The following is a 26,342-nucleotide window of genomic DNA, read 5'->3' on the forward strand; positions in this document are numbered from 1 at the left end:
CCGGCAGCGATCGCACCCGCTCACGGTTCGCCAGCGGGATCGGTGACCGGGCGTACGGCGGAGAAGGGGAGACGATGGCGGAGCGGACACCCGAACCGGAGCACCTGTTGGAGATCGCGGTCGACGTCGCGCGGGCGGCGGCGCGTACCGCGGCCGAGATGCGGCGGGCCGGGGTCTCCGGGCTGGCCACTAAGAGCACCGCGACCGACGTGGTCACCGCCGCCGACCGGGCGGTCGAACGGCAGGCCGTCGCGGCGCTGCGCGAGCAGCGCCCGAGCGACTCCGTGCTGGGCGAGGAGTACGGCGATTCCGCCCCGGCCGGGGGCCGCGTGCGCTGGATCCTCGACCCGATCGACGGCACGGTGAACTACCTGTACGGGCTGCCGAACTACGCCGTGTCGCTCGCCGCCGAGGTCGACGGCCAAGTGGTCGCGGGAGTGGTACGCAACGCCGCCACCGGGGCCGAGTGGACCGCCGTGCGGGGCGGCGGTGCCTACCGCGACGGGCAGCGGCTGGCCGGGTCCGATCAGTCGGAGTTGGCCCAGGCGCTGGTCGCCACCGGGTTCGGCTACCACTCGGCGCGTCGGGTGCACCAGGCACGGGTGCTCGTCGGCCTGATACCGCACGTGCGGGACATCCGCCGGTTCGGCGCGGCAGCGATCGACCTGTGCCTGGCGGCCGAGGGCCAGGTCGACGCGTACTTCGAGAAGGGGCTCAACCCCTGGGACCACGCGGCGGGGGGACTGGTGGCGGAGGAAGCGGGTCTGCTGGTCGCCGGACTGGCCGGGGCTCCGGTCGGCCCGCAGATGGTGGTGGCCGCCCCACCGGCGCTGTTTCCGGCGCTGCAGGGGCACCTGATCCGGCTGGACGCCGCCGGCGGGCCGTGAGTGCCGGTCGGTCAGTCCTCGGGTGCGGCACAGGTCTGCGGTGGCAGCACCGGCTTGCCCAGTGCCGCCAGCGACTGGTTCACCTCGGTGGTGGTCGCCAGTTGCCGGAACGCGTTGCCGATGACCACGTCCACAATGTCGTCCTCGCGGGCCGGATCGTACTCGGTCCTGGCCTGGTCGAGGAAGTATGCGCGCATCAGGTGGGCGGAGCCGACCGCCTCGGGGCCGTACCGCAGCACGGCCACGTCGTCGATCCGCCGGCCCTCCGGGTCGTTGGCAGCCTCCTCGATCTGGAAGTTGCGGTTGCTCAGATCGTCGGCGATGTTGGTGGCGAGCCCGCTGGTGTCGGTCGCATTGTAGACATTGAGCCGGACGTCCTTGGCCTCTCGTAGCTGGACATCGGCCAAGGCCCAGCCCTCCGGGCAGGTGGTCGCGGTGGCTTCGCCCCCCTGGCTGTCGCGGACCATCGCGACGATGACGAAGACCAGGGCGAACACGACAAGTCCGCCGATGACGACGAGCGCTCGCACGCGCGCAAAGCTCATGGATCTGGCCCCCTGCGAGGTGTGGCGGTACCGGGTGTCGGCCCGCCGCACCGGTGAGTACCGAGTATGCCCGCCGAGGTTAGCGGTTGTCCGGACGGCACGGTAAACAGCTCGCCGTCCGGCCGGCGTGCCGGCGCCGATCGGCCGGCGGGTACCCCTATCTTCGTGTCGCCTGAGTCACACTGGGAACAACTTCCGGTGTCTGGGCGTACATCAGTCCCACAAGGGCGGTATACATGCGTCGGCCAGAGAGGGGTAAGGTACCGCGCTCGCGGGGGGAGTTTCCTGCGGCAACCGCAAAACGGCGCAAAACGGTACGTTTCGCCGGGATGCGATCCCACCAGGGCCCGCATGGGAACCGAAATACCGTCGTCCGGCGTTATCACCGGAAGCGACTGAACGATACGGGAGAGTGAACCGATGGCCACCGACTACGACGCTCCGCGTCGCGACGAGGTCGACCTCGGCGAGGACAGCCTGGAGGAGCTCAAGGCACGGCGCGTCGACTCACAGTCGGGCGCCGTCGATGTGGACGAAGCCGAGGTGGCCGAGAGCTTCGAGCTGCCCGGTGCCGACCTGGCGGACGAGGAACTGACGGTGAAGGTGCTGCCGATGCAGTCGGACGAGTTCCGCTGCGCGCGCTGCTTCCTGGTCCACCACCGCAGCCAACTCGCCGTCGAGCGCAACAACGAGCTGATCTGTCGCGAGTGCACCTGACGACACACGGGGGGAAGAGGGGGACACGCGGCGACCTCGACACGAGGTCGCCGCAGTCGCCGTGACCGCGTCCGGCCGCCGGCCCTGGAGGCAGCATGACCGATCCTGACCGTTCCGCGCAGGACGGCGACCGGGCCGGGACCGACCGGTTCGCCGCCACGGTGGCCGAACTGACCGGGGACGCGACCCCGCCGGCCGACCGGCGGCGCCTGCTCGGGCGGCTCGTCGAACAACTGCGTCGGCGCGGCGTGACCGAGCTGTTCAAGCCGGCGGCGGCGGGCCGGTGGCTGGTCCAGGCGGTGGCCGACGTCGCCCCGTACCTTCCGGTCCGCGACCTGGCCACGTTGCGCCGGCACCATCCGGGCCTCGACGACGAGGAGCTGGCCGAGCGGCTGATCCGCAACGCCAGCCGGGTCAGCGCCGGGATCGGCGCGGCGGGCGGCGGCGTCTCAGCCGTCCAGTGGACCGTCACCCCGACCCTGCTGTCCGCGCCGGTACTGCTGGCGGCCGAGACGGTCGCCGTCGTGGCCGTGGAGCTCAAACTGGTCGGCGAGCTGCACCAGGTGTACGGCGTACCGGTGCCCGGCACCGGCACGGAGCGCGCCGTCAACATGATCCACGCATGGGCCAACCAGCGGGGCGTCAACCCGATGGTGCCCGGTGTCGGAGTGGGCGCGGTGCTCGGCACCGCCGCCCGTCGCGAGCTGGGCGAGCTGCTGCTTCGCCGGTTCGGCCGCAACCTCACCACTCTGGGCCCGTTCCTGACCGGCGCGGCGGTGGCCAGCTACCTCAACCGTCGGGCGACCCGGGCGCTCGCCGACCGCGTCCGCGTCGACCTGCGTGGCCAGCGGCGGGCGCTCGGTCTGATGCACCCGCCGGCTCCGCCGGCGATCGGGGGCGTGCGCCCACGGCCCGAATGATCCGCGCGTCTCAGCTGGCCGGCGGGTCGGCGGTGACGCCACCGCCATCCGTCGCTCCGTCACCGGTCGGGCGGTCACCGGTCGCGCCGGCTGCCTGGCGCTGTCGGGCGGCGCGGACCTCGCCGGCCAACCGGACCGGGTCCCGGGTGCTCACCACCCAGTACGGCGTGGGGTCCGCCGGATCGTCCAGCACGACCTGCACGGCGCCGGCGATCCACGGCCGTTGGATGACGAACGCCAGCGGGTCGGCGCCTACTCCGAGCAGTTCCCGGCGCCCGTCCCCGTCCAGGGCGATGACCTCGGCGACGTACCGCAGGGGAAGCCGGGCGTCGTCGACCTGGAGCTCGTCCGAGGTGACCCGGATCGGGATTCGCCCCAGCCACCACAGACCGGCGACGGTCGACGGCAGCAGCACGCTGAACGGCAGCCAGGCCCGGACCCCGGAGGTGCCCATCCAGACCTCGGCGGCCAGGAAGGCGGCGAGCGCCGACCCGCCCAACCAGAGCCACCACGGCAGGCGGAGTCGCTCCCGGTAGTGCACCACGGCCCGGTACGGTGTGTCGGGTTCGGCGGAAGCGGATGCCACGTCGTCCGAGGGTACGGGCCCGGCAACGGGGTGCGTTCGGCGGCCTGTGCGCAGGAGCCGTCCCGGTCGGCGGTGGCGGAGAGGTGGGGGTTCATGTCTAACACGGTGCGGGTGGCGGTGCGCCGGCTCGACCCGGGTCTGCCGGTGCCGGGCTACGCCCATCCCGGCGACGCCGGGGCCGACCTGTTCGCCGCCGAGGACGCCGAGTTGGCGCCCGGCGCGCGGGCGCTGGTGCGTACCGGGGTGGCGGTCGCGTTGCCGGGCGGGTACGTCGGGCTGGTCCACCCCCGCTCCGGCCTCGCCACGCGGCTGGGCGTCACCGTGCTGAACGCCCCCGGTACGGTCGACGCGGGCTACCGCGGTGAGATCCTGGTGAACCTGATCAACCACGATCTGTCCCGGCCAGCCCGGATCTGCCGAGGTGACCGGATAGCGCAACTTGTGATACAACGCGTCGAAACAGCAGAATTTTCTGTCGTCGACGAGTTGCCCGACTCGGCGCGAGGTTCCGCCGGACACGGCTCGACCGGCGGCCATGCCGGCCTGTCCGTCGTGGCCCAGCCGACCCCGGCCGAACCGGCAGCCCGCTGACCAGCGACAGCGCATACGGAAGGTTGGCATCGTGGTCTTCTCCCGCGGCCGCGGGCGCGGCCGGCACGCTCAGGACGGACCCGTCGGTCCCGAGACCGACGACCTGGCACCCGGCAACCCCACGCAGGGCCCGTACGACGTTACCGAGGCCCCGACCGGCGTCCGCCGGCTCGACCTGGGCAGCCTGCAGATCCCCGCGATCGAAGGGGTCGAGGTCCGGGTCCAGGCCAACCCGGACGGGGCGATCCAGCAGGTGGTGCTCGCCAACCGGGGCAGCGCGCTGCAGCTCGGGGTCTTCGCCGCACCGCGTACCGAGGGCATCTGGGACGAGGTGCGCGTCGAGATCACCGAGTCGCTGCGCCGCGACGGGGCGAGCATCCGGGAGGCCACCGGCGAGTACGGCCCCGAGCTGGTGGCCCAGGTGCGTACCCCGGACGGCGGCACCGACCTGCGGTTCGTCGGCATCGACGGACCCCGCTGGATGGTACGGGCGCTGTTCCAGGGCCCGGCCGCCGTGGACCCGGCGGCCGCCGCGACGCTCACCGAGGTGCTGCACGGTCTGGTCGTCGACCGCGGCCAGGAGGCCAAGCCGGTACGCGAACCGCTGCCGCTGCGGCTGCCCCGCGAGCTCGCCGAGCAGGCGCGGCAGTCGCCGCCGGCCACGGCGTAGCGCACCCGGCCACGGCGTAGCGGCACCGGCGGGCCGGGCGCACCGGCCAGTTGGCCGGTGCCGGTCGCGGCGTACCCTGGTGGGGCGGGCCGCACCCGACGCGGATCCGCGCCGCACCGGCGACGCCGAGGAGGGGCAGACGGTCATGGCAATCGATGAACGCCGCCCGTCGCTGCGCCGGTTCCTGCGCCGGCTCGCCGCCACCGAAGCCGAGCTGGACGCCGAACAGCTACAGCGGGAGAGCGCGGAATGCGGAGCCACTCCCGCCGGGCAGTGTCACCGCGGCGAGGTCGTCTCGGTCTCCGGACGGCTCCGTACCGTGGTCTACTGCCCTCGGACCAACCTGCCGACCCTGGAGGCCGACCTCTATGACGGCAGCGACGTCGTCACCCTGGTCTGGCTGGGCCGGCGACGGATCGCCGGCATCGAACCGGGCCGTGCGCTCACCGCCCGCGGCCGGGTCGCGGTCCGCGACGACCGTAAGGTGATTTACAACCCGCACTACGAGTTGGAATCCCCCCGGTGAGCCGGCCGGTCACGTCCGGCGCCGCCACCAACAAAGGAAGGCGGTGCCGATGACCTCTGGACAGCACCCCCCGGCAGCCGGCAGTGACGACGAGGAACGCCTGCCGAGCATCACCGAGCAGATGGCCGAGCAGCTCGGCGGCTGGCGCGGGCTCGTCGAGTCGAGCGTGCCGATCGCCGTCTTCGTGGTCTGCAACGTCATCTGGGACCTGTCGGTGGCGCTGATCGCCGCGGTGGGTGTCGCGGTCGGTATCGCGGTGGTCCGGCTGCTGCAGCGCCGGCCGATCCGGCACGCGGTCAACGGGCTGTTCGGCATCGGCATCGGTGCCCTGCTCGCCTGGCGGACCGGCGAGGAGCGCGACTTCTACCTGCCGGGCATCCTGTACGGCATCGGCTACGGGCTGGCCCTGCTCGGCTCGGTGGTGATCCGCCAACCGCTGGTCGGCTGGATCTGGTCGGTGCTCGCGGCAGGTGGCCGCTCCGAGTGGCGCGCCGACCCCGTGCTGATCCGCACCTTCAACCGGCTGACCGTGCTCTGGGGCGTCGTCTGGCTGCTCAAAGTCGGTGTACAGGCCGGCTTCTACCTGGCCTCGATGGAGACCGCGCTGGGCGTCTCCCGGCTGCTGCTCGGCTATCCGCCGTACGCGGTGCTGCTGGCGATCACCATCTGGGTGGTCCGTCGGGTCAACCGTGAGCGCCACGACGCCGGACCGGTGCTGGCCGCCTCGAACTGACGGCCGCCCGTCCGCTGGCTGGCCGGGGTTCAGTCCTGCGGTGGGGGTTGCTCGTCGCGGACCGGCGGCGGCGGTTGCTCACCGCGCCGGGTGCGGGCCACGCTGTCCGCCCCGAGGACCACCGCCCGGACGTCGTCCTCCACCTCAGCGGTGCAGACGAAGACGAGTTCGTCCCCGGGTTCGAGCGGGTCGTCCGGGCCGGGGGTCAGTACCCGCTTGCCCCGGACGATCGCCACCAGGGCGGAGTCGCGGGGCAGCGGCACGGTGCGGACGGCATGTCCGACGTACGGGGCGTCGGTCGGTAGGGTGATCTCCACCAGGTTCGCCTCACCCTGCCGAAAGGTCATCAGCCGGACCAGGTCGCCGACCGTCACCGCCTCCTCGACCAGCGCCGCCATCACCCGTGGCTTGCTGACCGCCACGTCGACGCCCCACTGCTCGGTGAACAGCCACTCGTTCTCGGCCCGGTTCACCCGCGCCACCACCCGGGGGACGCTGAACTCCGTCTTGGCCAGCAGCGAGACCACCAGGTTCACCTTGTCGTCGCCGGTGGCCGCGACGACCACGTCGTACGAGCTCAGCTCGACGTCCTCCAGGCTGGCCACCTCGCATGCGTCGGCCAACACCCAGTCGGCCTCCGGCACCCGGTCCGGCAGGACCAGCGCGGGATTACGTTCGACGAGGGTCACCTGATGGCCGTTGTCGATCAACTCCTGGGCGATGGAGCGGCCGACGTTGCCGGCACCCGCGATGGCCACCCGCATCACCGCGCTCCTTCCGGCAGGCTGCTGGCGGTCAACGTGACGGCGTCGGCGATGTCGTCGGTGACCAGCATGAAGACCTGATCACCCTCCTGCAGCACGGTGGACGGGGTCGGCAGCATGCCGATTCCGAACCGCATCAGGTACGCCGCCCGGGTGCCGGCCGCCCGCTCCAGCGCCTGCAGCGGCCGGCCGATCCACTCCCGGTGCAGCGGCACCTCGACGATCGACACCGTGCTGGTCGGGTCCCGGAAGATCTCCACGTGCCCTTCGGGGACCAGGTGACGCAGCATCCGGTCGGCGGTCCATCGTACGGTCGCCACCGTCGGGATGCCGAGCCGTTCGTAGACCTCGGCCCGCCGCTGGTCGTAGATGCGGGCGGCGACCCGGGACACGCCGAACGTCTCGCGGGCCAGCCGGGCCGAGATGATGTTGGAGTTGTCGCCGCTGGAGACGGCGGCGAAGGCATCGGCCTGCTCGATCCCGGCCGACTGGAGCACGTCGCGGTCGTAGCCGGAGCCGGTGACCCGGGTGCCGGCGAAGTCGTTGGGCAGCCGACGGAACGCGTTGGCGTCCTTGTCGATCACCGCGACCGAGTGGCCGCGGTCCTCCAGGTTGTGTGCCAGGGTCGAGCCGACCCGGCCGCAACCCATGATCACGACGTGCACCTGAACCCTCCCGCCGGGCGATCCGTCGGACGCGTGCCGGTACGGTCGCCACGTTCACCTGCCAGCCTGCCACGTGGCGGCCGGATGACGCGCCGACCGTACCGTGCCGGCGGGCGGGCCGCGTGATCAGCCACCCGGATTCGTCGGGAGCCGGACGGCCGTACCCTTAGCGCTTGTGGCCAGTCCGACCTCCCTGATCAAACGGCTGCTGCTGGGCCGGCCGTTCCGGTCCGACCGGCTCCAGCACACCCTGCTGCCCAAGCGGGTGGCGCTGCCGGTCTTCTCGTCCGACGCGCTCTCCTCGGTGGCGTACGCACCGGACGAGATCCTGCTGACCCTGTCCATCGCCGGCGCGGCCGCGTTCGTCTACTCGCCGTGGGTCACCCTGGCGGTGGCGGTGGTGATGGTCACCGTGGTCGCCAGCTACCGGCAGAACGTGCACGCCTACCCGTCGGGCGGCGGCGACTACGAGGTGGCCAGCGTCAACCTCGGCCCTCGGTTCGGCGTCGGGGTGGCCAGCGCCCTGCTGATCGACTACGTACTCACCGTCGCCGTCTCGGTCGCCTCCGGGGTGGCCAACCTCGGCTCGGTGCTGCCGTTCGTGGCCGAGCACAAGGTGCCGGTGGCGGTGGCCGCCATCGTGACGCTCACCGCCCTCAACCTGCGCGGGGTGCGCGAGTCCGGGCGGATGTTCGCCGTCCCGACGTACGGCTTCGTCATCGTGATCACGGCGGTGATCGCCACCGGCCTGATCCGGATCTTCATCCTCGGGCACGACCTGCGCGCGCCCAGCGCGGACCTGGTCATCGCCGCCGAGTGGGTCGACCTGACCGGCTTCGCGATGGCGTTCCTGCTGCTGAGGGCCTTCTCGTCGGGCTGCGCGGCGTTGACCGGGGTGGAGGCGATCTCCAACGGGGTGCCGGCGTTTCGCCCTCCGAAGAGCCGCAACGCCGCCACCACCCTGGTGCTGCTCGGCGCGCTGTCGGTGACCATGATCGCCGGGATCATCTGGCTGGCCCAGCGCACCGGGCTGCAGTTCGTGGAGAACCCGGCGCTGCAGATCGAGTCCGGCCCGGACGGCTACGTGCAGAAGACGGTGGTGGCCCAGCTGGCCGAGACCGTCTTCGGCTCCGGTGTGCTGCTCTTCGTCGCCGCCGGGGTGACCGCGCTGATCCTGTTCCTCGCCGCGAACACCGCGTTCAGCGGATTCCCGGTGCTCGGCTCGATCCTTGCCCAGGACCGGTACCTGCCCCGCCAGCTGCACACCCGGGGCGACCGGCTGGCGTTCAGCAACGGCATCCTGTTCCTGGCCGGCTTCGCGATCGTGCTGACCGTGGTGCTGCAGGCCGAGGTGACCCGGCTGATCCAGCTCTACATCGTCGGGGTGTTCGTCTCGTTCACCCTGTCCCAGGCCGGCATGCTGCGGCACTGGAACCGGCGGCTGCGTACCGAGCGGGACCCGGCGGTACGCCGTCGGATGCACCGGGCGCGGGCGATCAACGGGTTCGGCATGACGCTGACCGGCGCCGTCCTGGTCGTCGTGCTGGTCACCAAGTTCGCCCTCGGCGCGTGGATCGCGATCGCCGCGATGGCCGGGGTGTACGCGCTGATGCTGGGCATCCGCCGGCACTACGACACGGTGGCCCGGGAACTCACCCCGGCCGAGGGTCGGCCGGTGCTGCCCGCCCGCAACCACGCCGTGGTGCTGGTCAGCAAGGTCCACCTGCCGACGCTGCGGGCGGTCGCGTACGCCCAGGCCACCCGCCCGGACTCGCTGGCCGCGCTCACCGTACGGGTCGACGACGCGGACACCCGCGCGGTGCAGGCCGAGTGGGACCGCCGTGAGCTGCCGGTGCCGCTGACCGTGGTCGACTCGCCGTACCGGGAGATCACCCGGCCGATCATCGACTACGTCAAGTCGGTGCGTCGCGACGCACCGCGCGACGTGGTCACCGTGTTCATTCCCGAGTACGTGGTCGGCCACTGGTGGGAGAACCTGCTGCACAACCAGAGCGCGCTGCGGCTCAAGGGCCGGCTGCTGTTCGAACCGGGGGTGATGGTGACCAGCGTCCCATGGCAGCTGGCGTCGAGCGTCGGCCGGGACCTGAGCCGGTACGACGAATCGCTCAGCCGCGGCCCGGCGCGCGGTCCGCGCCCGATGCCCACTGATCCGATCGATCCGATCGATCCGGTCGACCCGGACGATCTGGCTGTCGCGTCCGATCCGGCCGGGCCGACGGTGCCGGCGGATCCCGCCGGGTCGGGCGGCGGCCAACGGCCGGCGTCGGAGGGGCAGGTACGCGGTGACCGGTGACGCCGTCAGTTCAGCACGGGCCGACCTGGCGGAAGGTGACCGGAAGACGGTACGGGTAGGCGCCGTGGCGCACGGCGGGCACTGCGTCGCCCGGGTCGACGGCCAGGTGGTCTTCGTCCGACACGCCCTGCCGGGTGAATTGGTCACCGTCGAGGTCACCGAGACGCACCGAGGCTACCTGCGCGGTGACGCGGTCTCCGTGCACGAACCTGCCCCGGACCGGGTCGAGCCACCCTGCCGGTACGCCGGCCCCGGCCGCTGCGGCGGCTGCGACCTGCAGCACGTCACCGTGACCGGTCAGCTGGCCTGGAAGGAGGCGGTGGTCCGGGAGCAGTTGCGGCGGCTTGGTGGGCTGACCGTGGCCGAGGTCGACGGGTTGGCGCCGCGGGTCCGGCCGTTGCCGGGCGGCCCGCTCGGCTGGCGGACCCGGGTGCGCTACACCGTCGACGCCGCCGACCGGGCCGGCCTGCTCAAGCACCGGTCACACGAGGTGGTGCCGGTGGACCGCTGTCTGATCGCCCACCCGGCCGTGCAGGCGGCACCGGTGGTGCCGGCCAGCGGACGTCGGTGGCCGGGCGTCGACGCGGTCGAAGTGGTCGCGTCGGCCGCCGGCGAGGTCGTCGTCACCCCGGCCGGCGGGTCGTCACCCCGGCCGGCGGGGGCGTCCGGTGCCGGGTCCGCTGCGCCGTCGGAACTGCCCGATGCGCTGCCAGGTTCAGTGACGCAGGTCACCGAATCTGCCGCCGGTCGCCGCTGGCGGTTGCCGGCCGGGGCGTTCTGGCAGGTGCACCCGGCAGCGGCCGACACCCTGGTCAGCTCGGTGCTGGACCTGCTGGATCCCCGTCCCGGCGAGTCGGCGTGGGACCTGTACGGCGGTGCCGGTCTGTTCGCCGCCGCGGTGGCCGGCCGGACCGGGCCGCACGGGCGGGTCACGATGGTCGAATCGTCGCCCGCCGGGGTGGCCGCGGCCCGACTCAACCTGGCTGACCTGCCCCGGATCGAGGTCGTCGCGGCCCGGGTGGAGACGGCGCTGACCCGCCGGCGGATCACCGGACCGGTCGACCTGGTGGTGCTCGATCCGCCCCGGGCCGGAGCGGGCGCCCGGGTGGTCGCCGGGATCGCAGCGGCAACCCGGCGGGCCGTCGCCTACGTCGCCTGCGATCCGGCCGCGCTCGCCCGGGACGTACGCACCTTCCGGGAACTCGGCTGGACGTTGGCGCAGCTGCGCGGCTACGACTGTTTCCCAATGACCCAGCATGTCGAGTGCGTGGCCCTGTTCACTCCACCTGGACCACCGGCTGAGGAGTGATCGCCCTGGGTTCGGCCGGGCTGCGCGGCGGCGTGTTCCCGATAGACTCACCGGTCATGGGCGGACGTCGCGCGCAGGCCGGAGCGCGCACCGGCGCCGGGACAGACGCTCCGCGCCGGATCAGGGCGAGTGGGGCAGTTGGGAGCGAAAGTTGAGCCAGGCAGAGGCAGGAGCCGACGGCCGTTTGCTGGCCACCGTACGCACTCCGCAGGACGTCAAGCGGCTCTCCGCCGAGGAGCTGACGCTGCTGGCTGCGGAGATCCGTGACTTTCTGGTGGCCAAGGTCTCCCGCACCGGCGGGCACCTGGGGCCCAACCTCGGTGTGGTGGAGCTGACCATCGCCATGCACCGGGTCTTCGACTCGCCCCGGGACCGGTTCCTGTTCGACACCGGTCACCAGGCCTACGTACACAAGATTCTGACCGGCCGGCAGGCCGCCTTCGACCAGCTCCGCCAGCGCGGTGGCCTGTCCGGCTATCCGAGCCAGGCCGAGAGCGAGCACGACCTGATCGAGAACTCGCACGCCTCCACCGCATTGTCCTATGCGGATGGTCTGGCCAAGGCGTACGCGTTGCGCGGCGAGGCGCGCAGCGTGGTCGCGGTCGTCGGTGACGGGGCGCTGACCGGCGGCATGTGCTGGGAGGCGCTGAACAACATCGCCGGTGCCCGCAACCCGCTGGTCATCGTGGTCAACGACAACGGCCGGTCGTACGCGCCGACCACCGGCGGTCTGGCCGACCATCTGGCGGCGCTCCGGCTGAACCCCGGCTACGAGAAGGTCCTCGACCTGGTCAAGGACACCCTCGGCGCCACCCCGATGGTCGGCCGGCCGATGTACGAGGTGCTGCACGCGGTCAAGAAGGGCATCAAGGACGCGGTCGCGCCGCAGACCATGTTCGAGGATCTCGGCATCAAGTACGTCGGCCCGATCGACGGGCACGAGCTGGCCGCCGTCGAGTCGGCGTTGCAGCGGGCCAAGGGTTTCGGCGGGCCGGTCATCGTGCACGTGGTGACCCGCAAGGGGTACGGCTACCGGCCGGCCGAGGAGGACGAGGCCGACTGCCTGCACGGTCCGAGCAGCGCTTTCGATGTGGAGACCGGCAAGCTGCTGGCCGCGCCGGCGGTGAAGTGGACCCACGTCTTCGCCGACGAGTTGGTGGCGGTCGCCGACGAGCGGCCCGACGTCGTCGGGATCACCGCCGCGATGGCCGAGCCGACCGGCATCGCGTCGCTGGCCCGCAAGTACCCGCACCGGGTGTACGACGTCGGCATCGCCGAGCAGCACGCCACCACCTCGGCCGCCGGGCTGGCCATGGGCGGACTGCACCCGGTCGTCGCGGTCTACGCGACGTTCCTGAACCGGGCGTTCGACCAGGTCCTGCTGGACGTGGCGATGCACAAGCTGCCGGTGACATTCGTGCTGGACCGGGCCGGAGTGACCGGCCCGGACGGGCCCAGCCACTACGGCATCTGGGACATGTCGGTCTTCGGGGTGGTGCCAGGGCTGCGGATCGCCGCCCCCCGGGACGCGGCGACCCTGCGTGAGGAGCTGCGCGAGGCGGTGGCGGTCGACGACGGCCCGACCCTGGTGCGCTTCCCGACCGGTTCGGTCGCCGCCGATTTGCCGGCGGTGCGTCGGGTCGGCGGTGTGGACGTGCTGGTCGAGTCCGACCGGCGCGACGTGTTGCTGGTCGCCGTCGGCGCGTTCGGACACCTCGGTGTCGACGTGGCGGCCCGGGTCGCCGAGCAGGGCTACGGGGTGACCGTGGTGGACCCGCGCTGGGTCCGCCCGGCCGCCGCCGAGCTGGTCGAGCTCGCCGCCGCGCACCGGCTGGTGGTCACCGTCGAGGACGGGGTACGTACCGGCGGTGTCGGGGACGCCGTTGCCAAGGCGCTGCGCGATGCCGACGTGTCGGTGCCGCTGCGTGATCTCGGCGTACCGACCGACTGGCATCCGCACGGCAGCCGGGCGCAGATCCTCGCCGATCTGCGGCTGACCGCGCAGGACGTGGCGCGCGACGTGACCGGCTGGATTTCCGGGTTGGACGATCCGGACAACGACCCGCCGGCCGGCACGGGCTTTGTCGGTGACGTTTCCGGCGAACGGTCCACCACCCGACGAGCTGCCGGCCGGCGCCGTTGAGCTCGTGCAGCAGTTGGTCGCTCTCTGCGTCTCCGGAAGTGCCGGCGAACTGCGGCTCGTTGATGCTCTCGAACACGAGTTTCCGCGAGTGGCCCCGCAAGGAGGTGGCGACCTGGGTCCAGAGGGCGCGGTACCGGTCCATGACGCCGGTGCGGTCAGTGGGGTAGGTGTTGCTCCATTGCCAGGAGTCGTGATGCAGGTTGATCATCACGTAGAACCCTCCGCCAGCGACCAGTCCACCACCTCGTGGATACGGTTCAGCCAGGCGGGGTCGATGGTGTAGTCAGGTGCGGATCCGTGGTGGTTGCTCCAGGTGATCGGGATCGGATGCTGTTGTACCCCTGGGATCGCAGGTGGTGCAGCATCGCCTGGGTCGTTCGAGGATTCCCCCATGAGGTCTCGTCGGGGTTGGCGTCGAACGTGTTGCCCAGGTTCCAGCCGGGCTGCATCGCGGTCACCATCGCCATCGGGTCGCCCGGCTGCGGCGTCGGCGACTCCGACGGCGACACCGACGGGGAGGGCGGCTGCGATGGCGAGATCGACGGGGATGGGCTGGCGGTCGGTGTCGCGGTGGGCCCGACGTTTCCGGTGCAGACGACGCCGTTGAGGGAGAACGAGTCAGGGGCGGTGTTGCTGGCCGACCAGGCGCCGTTGAAGCCGAACGAGACCGTCGCGTTGGTGGCGATGGTCGCGTTGTAGCTCATGTTGGTCGCGGTGACCTGGCTGCCCGACGTGGCGACCGTCGCGTTCCAGGCGTGGGTGACCCGCTGGCCGGACGGAAACGTCCAGGCCAGGGTCCAGCCGTTGACCGGGTCACCGAGGTTGGTGACGTTCACGTTGGCGGTGAAGCCACCCGGCCACTGGGCCGGGGGATGGGGGGTGCGCGGAGGTTGCCCTGCCCTCCGCGACGAGTGTGTGCTCCCGCAAGGAAACTATCGCTCACAGAGAACCGAAAGTTTCCTTGGAAGATGTTGCAGTTTCTGCCGATCGTGGTCAACGACTGTCGATGTCTGCAGGTCCGGGTCCGAGTTGCCCCGACCGGGCGGCCGGGGACACATCGTGGCGTCCCTTCGGTGTGACGCGGGTCGATGCTCGACGGGCCCGGGCTATCTTTACGTTGAGCGAGAGACCCGACCGCGTCTGGCGGTGACGTGGCTCGGGCCGTGGCCCGCCCGATTGGCAGGAGAGGGGCCAGGCTGGCAGACGTCGAGTCAGGCGAGCCGGCCACCGGACTAAAGCAACTGCTCGGCGACCCTGCACGACCGGTGACGATCGCCGCGATCGCCGAGTAGGCCGGGGTGTCCATCCCGACCGTCTCCAAGGTGATCAATGGCCGGTCGGGTGTCGCGGCAGACACCAGGGCCCGGGTCGAGGCGTTGATCAGCCGGTACGGGTATCGCAGGCCCACGCCGGTCACCCGGAGCAACACCATGGAGCTGGTCTTCGATCAGATCGAGGACATGTGGGGGCTGCAGATCATCCGTGGCGTCGAACGGGCGGCCCGGCAACAACGCGTCGGGGTCGTCCTGACCGAGTTCGGCCCAGAGCGCAACGCGATCCGATACTGGATCGACGACACCATCTCCCGTCGCCCGGACTGCTGGTCACGGTGGCCCAACTCGACCAGGAGCAGCGCAGCCAGCTACGGGCCAGGGGGATCCCGTTCGTGGTCTTCGATCCCACCACCGCGCTGCCCGACGACGTACCGTTCGTCGGAGCGACGAACTGGGCCGGTGGCCGCGCCGCCACCCGCCACCTCATCGACCGGGGCACCGTGGGATCGCGATGATCGCGGGCCCGGAACAGGTCCTGTGCTGCCGCGCCTGGCTGGACGGCTATCGCTCCGCGATCGACGCCGCCGGTCTGGCCGCTCAGGTGGACCTGGTCGTTCATGCCGGCCTGAACCGGGAGGACGGTGAGGCGGCCGCGCAGGAGCTGCTGAGGCGTCCCGACCGCCCCACGGCCGTCTTCGCCTGCAACGATCTGCAGGCACTCGGCGTGTACCGGGCCGCGCGCAAGGCCGGACTGCGAGTTCCGACGGACCTCAGCGTGGTGGGTTTCGACGATCTGCCGGTGGCCGACCTGGTGGATCCTCCGCTGACCACCGTCCACCAACCGCTGATCGAGATGGCCGCCACCGCCACCGAACTGGCTCTCGCGCTCGCGCGTGGCGAAAGGATCAGGCAGGTCGGGCTGGAGCTGGCGACGACCCTGACGGTACGCCAGAGCACCGCACCGCCGGCACCCTGAGCCGTCCATGTGGCAGCCACGGGCACCCACCGTCGGGGGGCACGATTCGGCTAGTTTGTGATTCATCCCCGCCGCTTCACGCAGGCTTAACGCCGGCCTGCGCAGGGTGGGACCGGACGGGTACAGGAGGCCGCGGTGCGGGTACTGGTGGTCGAGGACGAACGCAACCTCGCCGACGCGATCGTCCGTGGGCTGCGTCGGCAGGGCATGGCGGTCGACGTGGCGTACGACGGCTCAGCCGGACACGAGATGGCCTTCGTGACCCGGTACGACGTGGTGGTGCTCGACCGGGACCTCCCCGGCGTGCACGGTGACCAGATCTGCGCCGACCTGGTCAGCTCCGGCGCTCTCACCCGGGTGCTGATGCTGACCGCCAGCGGCACGGTCGCCGACCGGGTCGAAGGTCTGCAGTTGGGCGCCGACGACTACCTGCCGAAGCCGTTCGCGTTCACCGAGCTCGTCGCGCGGGTGCAGGCCCTCGGCCGGCGGGCCACCCCGGCGGCGCCGCCGGTGCTGACCGTCGCAGACCTGACCGTCGACCCAGCCCGCCGGGTGGCCACCCGGGACGGCCACCCGGTTGACCTCACCCGCAAGGAGTTCGGCGTGTTGGAGGAGCTGGTCAAGGCGCGCGGCGCGGTGGTGTCTAGCGAGGAGCTGCTGGAGCGGGTCTGGGACGCCAACACCGATCCGTTCACCACCACCGTACGGGTGACGGTGATGACGCTGCGCCGCAAGCTCGGGGAACCTCCGCTGATCGAGACCGTGGTCGGTGCCGGGTACCGGGTCGCCGGACCAGAGCTGCCCGACGAGGCGTACCAGTGAACCGGGTGCCCGGATCCGCCGCACCGGCGGCGTCTACGGCGGGCCCGTCGGGCCGACGCTGGCCGACGCTGCGCACCCCCCGGCCGACCCTGCGGCTGCGGCTCACCCTGTTCAACGCCGTCCTGTTGGTCGGCTCGTTGGCCGTCTTCGTGCTGCTGGCCTGGCTGCTGGTCACCGACGCGCTGCGCCCGGCGGACCAGCTCGTGCCGGGGACCGTCGTGGTGCTCGCCGACGGTCGCGAGATGGACGCGGCCGCCTGGCAGGACCGGATCGTCGAGCAGACGTCCCGTGAGCTGCTAACCAAGGCGCTGGTCGCGCTCCTGGCGATCAGCGTGGTCGGGGTGGTGGGTGCGTACGCCGTCGTCGGTCGGGCGCTGCGTCCACTGCAGCAGGTGACGTCGACCGCCAGGCGGCTCGGCGAACAGACTCTGGACCAGCGGATCGGCTACTCCGGCACCGGTGACGAGGTGGCCGAGCTCGCCGCGACCTTCGACGACATGCTGGACCGGCTCAGCGCGTCGTTCGAGGCCCAGAAGCGGTTCGTCGCCAACGCCTCCCACGAGCTGCGTACCCCGCTGGCGGTGATGCGCACCGAGATCGACGTGACGATGGCCGACGACACCGCCGACCTGGCCGAGTACAAGCGGATGGCGACGGTGGTCCGGGACGCCTCGGAGCGGGCCAACGGGCTGTTCGACGCGTTGCTGGTGCTGGCCAGCAGTGAGGCGCAGTCCGGCCGGCGGCTGGTCCGCAAGGTGCCCCGGGACCTGGCCGAGGGGGTCTGCGCGGCGTTGTCGGCGGTCCAGACCGAGACTCGCCGGTTGAAGCTGGACGTACGCACCGCCCTGGATCCGGCGGTGGTGGTGGGTGACCCGAGCCTGCTGGACCGGTTGGCCGGCAACCTGATCGAGAACGCGGTGCGCTACAACCACCTGCACGGCCGGCTGTGGGTGCGTACCGGCAGCCACGGTTCGCACGTCTACCTGCTGGTCGGCAACACCGGCTTCGAGGTCGACCAGGCCGACGTGCCGGGCCTGTTCGAGCCGTTCCGCCGGGGTGGCCGGGAACGGACCGGAGCGCGCGGATCCGGCCTGGGTCTGTCGATCGTGCGGGCGGTGGCCGACGCGCACGGCGGCACGGTGTCCGCGGTGGCCCAGCCCGGGGGCGGCCTTGAAGTCACCTTGATGTTGCCGGCCGCTGACACGCCACTGCCGGTGGCTGCCTCGCCGGTACGTCGGAACTGACCTGCCACCGGGCCCTGACCCTGCGGCCCGCTTGCCGAGGACCGGTGTCAGCAATGTTCACTTCACTCCACCGATTTGACTTTGGGTTCGATGAATATGTTTTGTCGGAACCGGCTATGTGAATCATCTTCTCGAATTAACAGGTGTTGCGGTGCTGGTCAGTCATTTGGGGCGAAATGGTCGGTTGGTGCGGTCGGGCGTCGTGGAAATTGCATCGAGGTGAAGATGTTGGTCAGCTTTGCTGACAAATTTTGTGTCTAGCCAAGGTGGTTGGGGCTGCCCTACCATCAAATTGGCGCCGGATCGGGTGGGAGAAATAGGCCGCGTCGATGGCTGAGGTGCATCGACTCCGATTCGGTCGTCCAGGGGAGTCGACCTACCGGAGGGATTCCGGGCAAACGAAAGGAGATCCGATGCCCGACGTCGATCTTGGACTCGCAACGGATTGGGACGAGGGTGACACTCACGGACGCATCCGGCTCCGGCAGAACCAGGTCTACGAGAGCTCGCCCAAAAAGGACGTCCTGATCAGTTCGCCGGTCAGTATCGAGCTTTCGGTCAACACGAACTACTCGACCTCGCAGGAAGCGGACAAGATCTTCTTCACGACCCATCACGGGAGTCAAAAGAAGATCATTGCGGTTCTCGACTCGAATGGCGATCTGTACATCGCCGGCCGGGTGATCGAGGGTCAGACGAACTTGTCCTACAGGTAGGTCTGGAATTTGTCCTGCAGGTAGGCCAGCTCAGACGGCAAACGGGATGTCGAGGCCGAGGTAGCGGCCTCGACATCCCGTTCCGTCTCGTCCGGTCAAACGGCTGGGCGGCTGGCCACCCCGGCGGGTAGGAACCGCCGGCCGGTCACCCGCCGCGCTGTGCCGGTCCGGTCCAGGTACGGGGTGACCCCACCGAGGTGGAACGGCCACCCCGCGCCGAGGATCATGCACAGGTCGAGGTCCTGCGGTTCGGCGACCACACCCTCGTCGAGCATCAGCCGGGCCTCCTGCGCCAACGCGTCGAGGGCCCGTTGCCGGACCTGCTCGGCGGTCAACGGCTGCGACCCGACCTCCAGCAGCTTGCCGATCTCGGGGTTGATCTCGTCGTCCACCATCAGCGGCAGCCCGGACTCGGCGATCCGCCGTAGGTTGTCGCTGACCGTGAACCGGTCCGGGTACGCGGCATGCAACGTACCGCCGACATGGTGAGCCACCGGCGGGCCGACCAGTTGCAGCAGGGCCAGCGGCCGCATCGGCAGGCCGAGCGGGTCCAGCGCGGCGTCGGCGACCTCCGGCGGGGTGCCGGCGTCCACCGCGGCGAAGATCTCGCCGAGGAACCGGGTCAGCAGCCGGTTGACCACGAAGGCCGGGGCGTCCGACACCAGCACGCAGGACTTGCGCAACTGCTTGCCGACGGCGAACGCGGTGGCCAGCGCCGCGTCGTCGGTCCGCTCGCCGCGGACGATCTCCAGCAGCGGCAGGACGGCGACCGGGTTGAAGAAGTGGAAGCCGACCACCCGTTCGGGGTGGGCCAGGTCAGCGGCCATGTCGGAGACGGACAGCGACGAGGTGTTGGTGGCCAGGATCGTCTCCGGGCCGACGATCGCCTCGACCTCGGCCCACACCTGCTTCTTGACCTTGAGGTCCTCGAAGACGGCCTCGATGACGAAGTCGGCGTCGGCGAAGGCATTCTTGTCGACCGACCCGCTCACCAGCGCCAGCATCTTCGCGGCCGTGCCGGTGTCCATCCGGCCCTTACCGACCTGCTTCTCGATCTCGGAGTGTACGTAGTGCAGCCCGGCATCCACCCGGGCCTGGTCCAGGTCGGTGAGCACCACCGGCACCTGCAGTCGGCGGGCGAACAGCAGCGCCAACTGGGAGGCCATCAGCCCGGCCCCGACGACGCCGACCTTGGTGACCGGCCGGGCCAGGTCCGCCGAGGGCGCGCCGGCCGGCCGCTTGGCGCGTCGCTGGACCAGGTCGAACGCGTACAGCCCGCTGCGCAGCTCCTCGGACAGGATCAGGTCGGCGAGGGCCTCGTCCTCGGCGGCGGTGCCGTCGGCGAACGGGGTCTCCTTGGCCAGCGCGAGCAGGTCGAGGGCCCGGTAGGCGGCCGGTACCGCGCCGTGCAGCCGCTGGTCGAGCAGTTGACGGGCGAAGTAGAGCACCCCGTCCCACATGTCCCGGTCGACCTCCGGGCGCTCGACGGTGACCTCGCCGGTGACCACGCCGGCCGCCCACTGCAGGGACCGCTCCAGGAAGTCGGCCGGTTCGAGCAGGATGTCGGCGATGCCCATCTCCGCGGCCTGCTTCGGCTTGAGCATCTTGTTCTGGGTCAACGGGTTCTGGATGATCACCTGCGCGGCGGCCGGGATACCGATCAGGTTCGGCAGCAACTGGGTGCCTCCCCAGCCCGGCACCAGACCGAGGGACACCTCCGGCAGGGCCAGCGGACCGGCTCCGCCGGACAGCGTCCGGTAGTGGCAGTGCAGGGCGAGCTCCAGCCCGCCACCCATCGCGGCACCGTTGACGAACGCGAAGGTCGGCACCGCGCTGTCGCGCAGCCGGTCGAAGATCCGGTGGCCCGTCCGGCCGATCTCCAGCGCCTGCTCACGATCGACGAGCTGCGGCATCGCGGTGAGGTCGGCGCCGACGCAGAAGACGTACGGCTTGCCGGTTACCGCGACGAACGCCGGCTCGCCGGCCAGCGCCTCGGTGATCGCCGCGTCCAGGCCGGCCAGCCCGGCCGGCCCGAGGGTGTTGGGTTTGCGGTGGTCCAGGCCGTTGTCCAGGGTGATCAGCGCGGCGGGCCGGTCCAGTCCGGGTACGTTCACCTGCCGGACCAGCGCCCGGGTGACCACCTCGTCGGGGTTGTGCAGCATCAGTTCTCGTCTCCCTGCTGTGCCGGGCCGGTCCAGGCCGGGTTCTCCCAGATGACCGAGCCGCCCATGCCGATGCCGATGCACATCGCGGTCAGCCCGTAACGCACCTCGGGATGTTCGGCGAACTGCCGGGCCAGCTGGGTCATCAGCCGTACGCCGGAGGAAGCCAGTGGGTGCCCGATGGCGATGGCGCCACCCCACGGGTTGACCCGCGGGTCGTCGGCGTCGATGCCGAAGTGGTCGAGGAAGGCCAGCACCTGGACGGCGAACGCCTCGTTCAGCTCGAACAGGCCGATGTCGTCGATGCCCAGCCCGGCCAGCCGCAGCGCCTTCTCGGTGGCCGGGATCGGGCCGACGCCCATCACCTCCGGTTCCACGCCGACGAAGCCGTACGAGACCAGCCGCATCGCCACCGGCAGACCGAGCTCGCGGGCCACGTCCTCGGCGGCGACCACGCTGGCGGTCGCGCCGTCGTTGAGCCCGGCGGCGTTGCCGGCGGTGATCCGTCCGTACGGCCGGAACGGGGTCTTGAGGGTGGCCAGCTTCTCCAGCGAGGTTTCCCGGGGCGCCTCGTCGACGACTGCCAGCCCCCAGCCGGCCTCCGGGTCGCGGACCGCCACCGGCACCAGGTCGGGCTGCAGCTTGCCGTTGGCGTACGCCTTGGCGGTCTTGACCTGGGAGGCGAGGGCGAAGGCGTCGGCGCGTGCCTTGGTGATGCCGGGCAGCCGGTCGTGCAGGTTCTCTGCGGTCGCGCCCATGATCAGCGCGGACGGGTCGACCAGTTTCTCGGCCAGGATGCGCGGGTTGGGGTCGACGCCCTCGCCCATCGGGTGCCGGCCCATGTGTTCGACGCCGCCGGCGATCGCCACGTCGTAGGCGCCCATCGCGATGCCGCCGGCCACCGAGGTGACCGCGGTCATCGCGCCGGCGCACATCCGGTCGATGGCGAAACCGGGCACCGTTTTGGGCAGCCCGGCCAGCAGCGCGGCGGTGCGGCCGATGGTCAGTCCCTGGTCACCGGTCTGGGTGGTCGCCGCGATCGCGACCTCCTCGACCCGGTCGGGGGGCAGTTGCGGGTTGCGCCGCAGCAGTTCGCGGATGCAGCGGATGACGAGGTCGTCGGCGCGGGTGTGGGCGTACATCCCGCCGGCCTTGCCGAACGGGGTGCGGACGCCGTCGACGAAGACGACGTCCCGGACTTCACGCGGCACGATGGGCCTCCTTGCCGGCCTGGGTACGCGGGGCAGACCTTCATGCTACTTGCCGGTAACAATTGTCGACCGGTCGCCCTGGTGTGGCCCGGGCCACACCAGGGCGACCGGTCGGGGTCGCCTCCGGCGGATCGGCCCGATCCGGCTCCGGTACCGTGATTGTCAATCGTGCGTCACCGCCCCGCACCGGACATTCGCGACCCGCCGGACGGGCGACGGACGAGCAACCCCAGACGGACGACAACCCGACAGAGGAGACACGGTGAAGGTTCTGATCGCCGGAGGCGCGGGCTTCATCGGCAGTACGATCGCCTCCGCCTGCCTCGACGACGGCATCGAGCCCGTGGTGCTGGACAACCTGAGCACCGGGCGGATCGAGTTCACCCGCGACCGGATCTTCTACCAGGGTGACATCGCCGACGGCGCCCTGATCGACCGGATCTTCGCCGAGCACCCGGACATCAGCGCCGTGGTGCACGCCGCGGCGCTGATCGTAGTGCCCGAATCGGTCGCCGAGCCGCTGCGCTACTACCGGGAGAACGTCGCGAAGTCGATCGACTTCATCGAGCACGTGGCCCGCAACGGAGCCGAGCGGTACCTGTTCAGCTCCTCGGCGTCGATCTACCGGCCGGGTGAGGACTTCTCCGTCGACGAGTCCTCACCGCTCGAGCCGACCAGCCCGTACGCGCGGACCAAAGCGGTGATGGAGATGCTGCTCGCCGACTGCGCCGCCGCCATGCCGCTGCGGGCGCTGTCGCTGCGCTACTTCAACCCGATCGGCGCCGACCCGCAGCTGCGCACCGGCCTGCAGATCCGCCAGCCCACCCACGTCCTCGGCAAGCTGATCACCGCCGTGCAGACCGGGGTCGAGTTCACCATCACCGGGGTCGACTGGCCAACCCGCGACGGCTCGGGAATCCGCGACTACATCCACGTCTGGGACCTGGCCCGGGCGCATGTGCAGGCGCTGCGCCACTTCGACGAGATTCTGCCGGTCGGCGCCGACCGCCGCTACGAGGTGCTCAACCTCGGCACCGGCGACGGCACCACGGTACGTGAGTTCGTCGAGGCCTTCCGCTCGGTGGTCGACCAGCCGCTGCGGGTCCGGGAGACCGGGCCCCGCCCCGGTGACGCGGCCGGCTCATACACCCGCAGCGTCCGGGCGCGTCGGCTGCTCGACTGGAAACCCGAGCTGTCCATCGCCGACGGCATCCGGCACTCGCTGGCCTGGTCGGCGCGGCGGGACCAGGTGCTCGACGACTGAGCACGCGACCCGCCGCGGCGGCCTACCGCGGCGGGTCCCGCAGTGCGGCGCTCAGCTCCGCCACGATCAACGACACCTGCCAGATGCGGGCACCGAACCCCTGCAACGTCGCCGCCACCGACTCGTCGCTGATCTCCTCCGGCGGAGTCCAGGCGAGCCGGCGGACCGAGTCCGGCGCGATCAGGTTCTCCGGCGGCAGCAGGTTCGCCGCGGCCATCCGGATCACCACCTCCCGGCAGCGGGCCAACCGTGCCGCGGCCGCCGGGTCCCGTTCCGCCCAGCGGTGCGGCGGGGGAGGGCCGTCGACCGGGGGAGTGGTCGGCAGGGCGTCGTCGGGCAGGGCGCGGGCGACGTCCAGCGCGTCCAGCCAGATCCGCGCCAACCGCCGGACCGAGCGGCCGTTGAAACCAGGCAACGCCAGCAGGGCCCGCTCGTCCCGGGGGTCGAGTTCGGCCGCCGCGATGATCGCCGAATCCGGCAGCACCCGGCCCGGCGCCGAATCGCGGTGGGCGGCGATGTCGTCCCGGGCCTGCCACAACGCGCGCACCCGGGCCTGGGCCCGCGCTCCGCGTACCCGGTGGATGCCGGAGGTCCGCCGCCACGGCTCCGGCCGCACCCGGGTCGGCTGGCTGCCCCAGGCGACCAGTGCGGCGAACTCCTCGGCCGCCCACTGCTGCTTGCCCTGGCGTTCCAACTCCAGGGCGAGTACGTCCCGCAGCTCGACCAGCAGTTCGACGTCGAGCGCCGCGTAGGTCAGCCACGACTCCGGTAGCGGGCGGGTCGACCAGTCGGCGGCGGAGTGATGCTTCTCCAGCGAGAAGCCGAGCAGCGCCTCGGTCAGCGCGGCCAGCCCCACCCGCTCGTAACCGGCCAGCCGGGCGGCCAACTCGGTGTCGAACAACCGGCGTGGGCGCAGCCCGACATCCGCAAGGCAGGGCAAATCCTGGTTGGCGGCGTGCAGCACCCATTCGGCATCGGCGATCGCGGCGTCGAGGGCGTCCAGCTCAGGCAGCGGCAGCGGGTCGATCAACGCGGTACCGGCACCCGCCCGGCGTAACTGCACCAGATAGGCACGTTGGGTGTAGCGGTATCCGGAGGCGCGTTCGGCGTCGATGGCGACCGGACCGGAGCCGGCAGCGAACCGGGCGACGGCCTCGGCGAGAGCGTCGTCGTCGGCCACCGGTGCAGGGGTGCCGTCGCGGGGAGCGGTCAGCGCAACGGGCCCGCCGGGCGAGGAGTCGGACCCCACGACATCGGACGCCGGCGGCTGCGCCAGCGGGTGGTGCGGCTCGCTCCCTGCTGGGCGTTGCGCGGTCCGACGGCGCAGGGGGGATTCGTCGGTCACCTGACAACCCTAGTGCCCGGCCTGCCATCGGCCGCACGAGGTGTCACCGGCGCGTCGGCTCCGAGCCGTCGAGTTGACCGGCGACACCCCGGTGATGTGTCCACCGGGTGGCAATCGTGTGATCACCGGGCGAGAGGTGACGACAAACACCGTACTGCCCGGTACGGTCGTATCGCCGCTCAGCGGCAGGTGGGCCGGCTGCCGCGTTGAAGGAGAGGCTGCCACGAGATGACCAGTGGGTACGACGATCCGCGCTCCGTCGCTGTGCCGGACATCCCGGGTCCGCGGCACGCCGCACCGGAGGCGCAGGCGCTGCCGGCGGCCCGCGTCGCCGACGACGCTTACGCCGTTGACGACGCTTACCCGGCCGAGGATGCTCATGCCGCTGGCGAGCCGCCCCCTGCTCCCGAGGTGCCGACGTCCTGGTCGCCGGCCAGGGCGACCTCGGACCGCCCGGGTTCGTGGGCGCCGCCGGCCGACCAGCTCCGCCGGGTCACCCCGGTCCGGCGGGGATGGCCAGGGGCGACCGCGCTGCTGCTGGTCCTGCTCCTGTCCGGCCTGGCGGGTTTCCAGACGCACCAGATCCGCCAGTTGACCACCCGACTGGCCGAGGTCGACCAGCGGCTAGCCCGTGCGCAGGGAGCCGACGCCGACCGCTTCGAGCTGGTCGAGGCGCGCGCCGCCGAGTTGGAACGGCAGGTCGGCGCGGCCTTCGACCCCGAGGCGATCGCCACGGCGGTGCTGCCCAGTGTCTTCCGGATCAGTGCCGGACGGTTCACCGGCACGGCCTTCGCGGTGGGCGAGTCAGCCGACGGCGGCACCGACCTGCTGACCAACTACCACGTCGTCGAGCCCAGCTATCTGGCCGGCAACCGGCGCGTCTTTCTGGAGCGCGACGGTGAGCGGATCGAGGCGGCGGTCGTCGCGGTGGACGAGGACAGCGACGTGGCGTTGCTGCGGACCGACCGTTCCTTCCCCGGCCTGCCGCCAGCTTCCGACGAGGTCAAGTCCGGTCAGCAGATCGTGGTCGTCGGGGCTCCGCTCGGGCTCGTCGACTCGGTGACCACCGGGGTGGTCAGCGCGTTGCGGGACGCCGACGACAGCGCCGGCCCGGTCATCCAGTTCGACGCTCCGATCAACCCCGGCAACTCGGGCGGACCGGTGATCAACAGCGGCAAGCAGGTGGTGGGCATCGCCACCGCGAAGGCCCGCGACGCCGAGGGGATCGGGCTGGCGGTGCCGATCGGTACCGCCTGCGACGTGTTCGAGATCTGCTGACCGGGTCAGGCGGTGCCGGCCGGCCGTCGCCGGCCCGGCAGCACCGTCACCCCCGGCGGCGGCAGACCGGCGGTCGACGCCAGCAGGTCACACCAGGCCGTCAAGTGGGCGTCGAGCCCGGTGGTCGACGGCGTCCACGAAGCGCGGATCTCGATGTCGCCACCCGCGGGCGGGCCGGCCAGCTCGCCGAACCGGGTGGAGCAGGTCTGGGTCACCGTGCCGCCCAACGCGCCGTAGGCGGCCCCGTGGGCGTCCAACGCATCGGTCAACCAGGTCCAGCCCACGGTCGGCAGCAGCGGGTCCGCGACCAGGTCAACCTCCAGGTCGGCGGTGACATAGGTCACCAGGCGCAGGGTACCCTGCCAGGCGTCGTGTCCGTCCGGATCGTGCAGCAGGACCAACCGCCCGGTGGCCACCTCGTCCGAGCCACGCAGCACCGTGGCGCTCAACGCGAACGCGTACGGGGCCAGCCGCTGGGGGGCGCCGACCTCCTCGATCTGGATCTCCTCCCGAGGGGTCACCGCGCGCAGTCCGGCGACGGCGCGGTGGAACGCCTCGGGCAACGCGGTAAGGGGGGCCATGGCCAAAAGCCTAGGCCGCGCTCCCACCAGATGGGGGATCGGCGCGCCGGGCCCGGCAACGGTGACCGCGACGGCAGCGCTTCGCCGCCGACGGATCGG

26 protein-coding genes and 1 pseudogene are annotated in these 26,342 nt (G+C 71.4%); 17 read left to right on the top strand and 10 right to left on the bottom strand.

Annotation, left to right across the window (positions count from 1 at the left end):
• Positions 1-74 precede the first annotated feature (74 nt).
• Positions 75-887 (top strand): inositol monophosphatase family protein, encoded by an 813-nt coding sequence (locus ACFHWT_RS10100; RefSeq protein WP_416594346.1) that lies wholly within the window; start codon positions 75-77, stop codon positions 885-887.
• Between the two features lie 11 nt (positions 888-898).
• Here ACFHWT_RS10100 and ACFHWT_RS10105 read toward each other — a convergent pair whose 3' ends face one another.
• On the bottom strand, positions 899-1,417 hold the full coding sequence (locus ACFHWT_RS10105; protein WP_416594418.1) for a LytR C-terminal domain-containing protein: 519 nt from the start codon (positions 1,415-1,417) through the stop codon (positions 899-901).
• Positions 1,418-1,852: 435 nt separating this feature from the next.
• Here ACFHWT_RS10105 and ACFHWT_RS10110 point away from each other — a divergent pair, with 435 nt between their 5' ends.
• Both ACFHWT_RS10110 and ACFHWT_RS10115 read left to right on the top strand, forming a co-directional pair.
• Complete coding sequence (locus tag ACFHWT_RS10110) at positions 1,853-2,149, top strand: DUF4193 domain-containing protein (protein WP_123600728.1); 297 nt, start codon at positions 1,853-1,855, stop codon at positions 2,147-2,149.
• Positions 2,150-2,244: 95 nt separating this feature from the next.
• The gene (locus ACFHWT_RS10115) at positions 2,245-3,069 is read left to right on the top strand and encodes a hypothetical protein (protein WP_416594347.1); all 825 of its coding nucleotides are present in this window, start codon (positions 2,245-2,247) and stop codon (positions 3,067-3,069) included.
• Positions 3,070-3,079: 10 nt separating this feature from the next.
• Here the strand turns inward: ACFHWT_RS10115 and ACFHWT_RS10120 are convergent, their stop codons facing one another.
• Positions 3,080-3,655, bottom strand: a complete 576-nt coding sequence (locus ACFHWT_RS10120) for a DUF3093 domain-containing protein (RefSeq protein ID WP_416594348.1) — start codon at positions 3,653-3,655, stop codon at positions 3,080-3,082.
• A 93-nt stretch (positions 3,656-3,748) separates the two neighbouring features.
• Between ACFHWT_RS10120 and dut the strand changes: the two genes are divergently transcribed.
• From dut to ACFHWT_RS10140, 4 genes are all read left to right on the top strand, one after another.
• Positions 3,749-4,246 (top strand): dUTP diphosphatase, encoded by a 498-nt coding sequence (dut, locus tag ACFHWT_RS10125; RefSeq protein WP_416594349.1) that lies wholly within the window; start codon positions 3,749-3,751, stop codon positions 4,244-4,246.
• Between the two features lie 31 nt (positions 4,247-4,277).
• Positions 4,278-4,916, top strand: a complete 639-nt coding sequence (locus tag ACFHWT_RS10130; protein ID WP_416594350.1) for a DUF3710 domain-containing protein — start codon at positions 4,278-4,280, stop codon at positions 4,914-4,916.
• Between the two features lie 145 nt (positions 4,917-5,061).
• The gene (locus ACFHWT_RS10135; protein ID WP_416594351.1) at positions 5,062-5,442 is read left to right on the top strand and encodes an OB-fold nucleic acid binding domain-containing protein; all 381 of its coding nucleotides are present in this window, start codon (positions 5,062-5,064) and stop codon (positions 5,440-5,442) included.
• 49 nt (positions 5,443-5,491) lie between these two features.
• Entirely contained in the window at positions 5,492-6,175 is a 684-nt protein-coding gene (locus ACFHWT_RS10140; RefSeq protein WP_416594352.1) for a DUF3159 domain-containing protein, read from the top strand.
• Positions 6,176-6,204: 29 nt separating this feature from the next.
• On the opposite strand, the gene ACFHWT_RS10145 is transcribed toward ACFHWT_RS10140, so the two are convergent.
• Both ACFHWT_RS10145 and ACFHWT_RS10150 read right to left on the bottom strand, forming a co-directional pair.
• On the bottom strand, positions 6,205-6,939 hold the full coding sequence (locus ACFHWT_RS10145; RefSeq protein WP_416594353.1) for a potassium channel family protein: 735 nt from the start codon (positions 6,937-6,939) through the stop codon (positions 6,205-6,207).
• Positions 6,939-7,604 carry a potassium channel family protein gene (locus ACFHWT_RS10150; protein WP_416594354.1) on the bottom strand — a complete coding sequence of 222 codons (666 nt, stop codon included), beginning with the start codon at positions 7,602-7,604 and terminating at the stop codon, positions 6,939-6,941. The genes ACFHWT_RS10145 and ACFHWT_RS10150 overlap by 1 nt, the downstream gene beginning before the upstream one ends.
• Before the next feature lie 175 nt (positions 7,605-7,779).
• Here ACFHWT_RS10150 and ACFHWT_RS10155 point away from each other — a divergent pair, with 175 nt between their 5' ends.
• From ACFHWT_RS10155 to dxs, 3 genes are all read left to right on the top strand, one after another.
• On the top strand, positions 7,780-9,918 hold the full coding sequence (locus ACFHWT_RS10155; RefSeq protein WP_416594355.1) for an APC family permease: 2,139 nt from the start codon (positions 7,780-7,782) through the stop codon (positions 9,916-9,918).
• The gene (locus tag ACFHWT_RS10160; protein ID WP_416594356.1) at positions 9,908-11,227 is read left to right on the top strand and encodes a class I SAM-dependent RNA methyltransferase; all 1,320 of its coding nucleotides are present in this window, start codon (positions 9,908-9,910) and stop codon (positions 11,225-11,227) included. The genes ACFHWT_RS10155 and ACFHWT_RS10160 overlap by 11 nt, the downstream gene beginning before the upstream one ends.
• A gap of 151 nt (positions 11,228-11,378) precedes the next feature.
• Complete coding sequence (dxs, locus tag ACFHWT_RS10165) at positions 11,379-13,370, top strand: 1-deoxy-D-xylulose-5-phosphate synthase (RefSeq protein WP_416594357.1); 1,992 nt, start codon at positions 11,379-11,381, stop codon at positions 13,368-13,370.
• 94 nt (positions 13,371-13,464) lie between these two features.
• Here dxs and ACFHWT_RS10170 read toward each other — a convergent pair.
• Together ACFHWT_RS10170 and ACFHWT_RS10175 are read right to left on the bottom strand one after the other, a co-directional pair.
• Positions 13,465-13,578: pseudogene (locus tag ACFHWT_RS10170) on the bottom strand (hypothetical protein); the annotation flags it as partial.
• Between the two features lie 49 nt (positions 13,579-13,627).
• Positions 13,628-14,206 (bottom strand): cellulose binding domain-containing protein, encoded by a 579-nt coding sequence (locus ACFHWT_RS10175; RefSeq protein ID WP_416594358.1) that lies wholly within the window; start codon positions 14,204-14,206, stop codon positions 13,628-13,630.
• A gap of 773 nt (positions 14,207-14,979) precedes the next feature.
• Here ACFHWT_RS10175 and ACFHWT_RS10180 point away from each other — a divergent pair.
• The 5 genes from ACFHWT_RS10180 to ACFHWT_RS10200 all read left to right on the top strand — a co-directional run bounded on the left by ACFHWT_RS10180 (position 14,980) and on the right by ACFHWT_RS10200 (position 18,402).
• Positions 14,980-15,159, top strand: a complete 180-nt coding sequence (locus ACFHWT_RS10180) for a hypothetical protein (RefSeq protein WP_416594425.1) — start codon at positions 14,980-14,982, stop codon at positions 15,157-15,159.
• Positions 15,156-15,620, top strand: a complete 465-nt coding sequence (locus ACFHWT_RS10185) for a substrate-binding domain-containing protein (RefSeq protein WP_416594359.1) — start codon at positions 15,156-15,158, stop codon at positions 15,618-15,620. Before ACFHWT_RS10180 ends, ACFHWT_RS10185 begins: the two co-directional genes overlap by 4 nt.
• A gap of 135 nt (positions 15,621-15,755) precedes the next feature.
• The gene (locus ACFHWT_RS10190) at positions 15,756-16,442 is read left to right on the top strand and encodes a response regulator transcription factor (RefSeq protein WP_416594360.1); all 687 of its coding nucleotides are present in this window, start codon (positions 15,756-15,758) and stop codon (positions 16,440-16,442) included.
• Positions 16,443-16,510: 68 nt separating this feature from the next.
• Entirely contained in the window at positions 16,511-17,686 is a 1,176-nt protein-coding gene (locus ACFHWT_RS10195) for a sensor histidine kinase (RefSeq protein WP_416594419.1), read from the top strand.
• A 413-nt stretch (positions 17,687-18,099) separates the two neighbouring features.
• Positions 18,100-18,402, top strand: a complete 303-nt coding sequence (locus ACFHWT_RS10200; protein WP_416594361.1) for a DUF6342 family protein — start codon at positions 18,100-18,102, stop codon at positions 18,400-18,402.
• Positions 18,403-18,497: 95 nt separating this feature from the next.
• Here ACFHWT_RS10200 and ACFHWT_RS10205 read toward each other — a convergent pair whose 3' ends face one another.
• Together ACFHWT_RS10205 and ACFHWT_RS10210 are read right to left on the bottom strand one after the other, a co-directional pair.
• Positions 18,498-20,564 (bottom strand): 3-hydroxyacyl-CoA dehydrogenase NAD-binding domain-containing protein, encoded by a 2,067-nt coding sequence (locus ACFHWT_RS10205; RefSeq protein ID WP_416594362.1) that lies wholly within the window; start codon positions 20,562-20,564, stop codon positions 18,498-18,500.
• Positions 20,564-21,775 carry a thiolase family protein gene (locus tag ACFHWT_RS10210; RefSeq protein WP_416594363.1) on the bottom strand — a complete coding sequence of 404 codons (1,212 nt, stop codon included), beginning with the start codon at positions 21,773-21,775 and terminating at the stop codon, positions 20,564-20,566. Before ACFHWT_RS10210 ends, ACFHWT_RS10205 begins: the two co-directional genes overlap by 1 nt.
• Before the next feature lie 262 nt (positions 21,776-22,037).
• Here ACFHWT_RS10210 and galE point away from each other — a divergent pair, with 262 nt between their 5' ends.
• On the top strand, positions 22,038-23,039 hold the full coding sequence (gene galE / locus ACFHWT_RS10215; RefSeq protein ID WP_416594364.1) for a UDP-glucose 4-epimerase GalE: 1,002 nt from the start codon (positions 22,038-22,040) through the stop codon (positions 23,037-23,039).
• 22 nt (positions 23,040-23,061) lie between these two features.
• On the opposite strand, the gene ACFHWT_RS10220 is transcribed toward galE, so the two are convergent.
• Positions 23,062-24,384, bottom strand: a complete 1,323-nt coding sequence (locus ACFHWT_RS10220) for an HRDC domain-containing protein (RefSeq protein WP_416594365.1) — start codon at positions 24,382-24,384, stop codon at positions 23,062-23,064.
• A gap of 228 nt (positions 24,385-24,612) precedes the next feature.
• Between ACFHWT_RS10220 and ACFHWT_RS10225 the strand changes: the two genes are divergently transcribed.
• Positions 24,613-25,662, top strand: coding sequence for a trypsin-like peptidase domain-containing protein (locus ACFHWT_RS10225; RefSeq protein WP_416594366.1), 1,050 nt, complete (start codon positions 24,613-24,615; stop codon positions 25,660-25,662).
• Between the two features lie 5 nt (positions 25,663-25,667).
• On the opposite strand, the gene ACFHWT_RS10230 is transcribed toward ACFHWT_RS10225, so the two are convergent.
• On the bottom strand, positions 25,668-26,243 hold the full coding sequence (locus ACFHWT_RS10230; RefSeq protein ID WP_416594367.1) for a DUF3000 domain-containing protein: 576 nt from the start codon (positions 26,241-26,243) through the stop codon (positions 25,668-25,670).
• Positions 26,244-26,342: the final 99 nt, after the last annotated feature.

Source organism: Micromonospora sp. LOL_021 (genome assembly GCF_048060215.1).
Lineage (GTDB): Bacteria > Actinomycetota > Actinomycetes > Mycobacteriales > Micromonosporaceae > Micromonospora_E.

What these genes read in the sequence shown, in the direction of transcription:
- ACFHWT_RS10100 (WP_416594346.1), top strand. Translation starts at nt 75, where the DNA reads ATGGCGGAGCGGACACCCGAACCGGAGCACCTGTTGGAGATCGCGGTC.
- ACFHWT_RS10110 (WP_123600728.1), top strand. Translation starts at nt 1,853, where the DNA reads ATGGCCACCGACTACGACGCTCCGCGTCGCGACGAGGTCGACCTCGGC.
- ACFHWT_RS10115 (WP_416594347.1), top strand. Translation starts at nt 2,245, where the DNA reads ATGACCGATCCTGACCGTTCCGCGCAGGACGGCGACCGGGCCGGGACC.
- dut (WP_416594349.1), top strand. Translation starts at nt 3,749, where the DNA reads ATGTCTAACACGGTGCGGGTGGCGGTGCGCCGGCTCGACCCGGGTCTG.
- ACFHWT_RS10135 (WP_416594351.1), top strand. Translation starts at nt 5,062, where the DNA reads ATGGCAATCGATGAACGCCGCCCGTCGCTGCGCCGGTTCCTGCGCCGG.
- ACFHWT_RS10140 (WP_416594352.1), top strand. Translation starts at nt 5,492, where the DNA reads ATGACCTCTGGACAGCACCCCCCGGCAGCCGGCAGTGACGACGAGGAA.
- ACFHWT_RS10145 (WP_416594353.1), bottom strand. Translation starts at nt 6,939, where the DNA reads ATGCGGGTGGCCATCGCGGGTGCCGGCAACGTCGGCCGCTCCATCGCC.
- ACFHWT_RS10185 (WP_416594359.1), top strand. Translation starts at nt 15,156, where the DNA reads ATGATCGCGGGCCCGGAACAGGTCCTGTGCTGCCGCGCCTGGCTGGAC.
- ACFHWT_RS10200 (WP_416594361.1), top strand. Translation starts at nt 18,100, where the DNA reads ATGCCCGACGTCGATCTTGGACTCGCAACGGATTGGGACGAGGGTGAC.
- ACFHWT_RS10205 (WP_416594362.1), bottom strand. Translation starts at nt 20,564, where the DNA reads ATGCTGCACAACCCCGACGAGGTGGTCACCCGGGCGCTGGTCCGGCAG.
- ACFHWT_RS10225 (WP_416594366.1), top strand. Translation starts at nt 24,613, where the DNA reads ATGACCAGTGGGTACGACGATCCGCGCTCCGTCGCTGTGCCGGACATC.
- ACFHWT_RS10230 (WP_416594367.1), bottom strand. Translation starts at nt 26,243, where the DNA reads ATGGCCCCCCTTACCGCGTTGCCCGAGGCGTTCCACCGCGCCGTCGCC.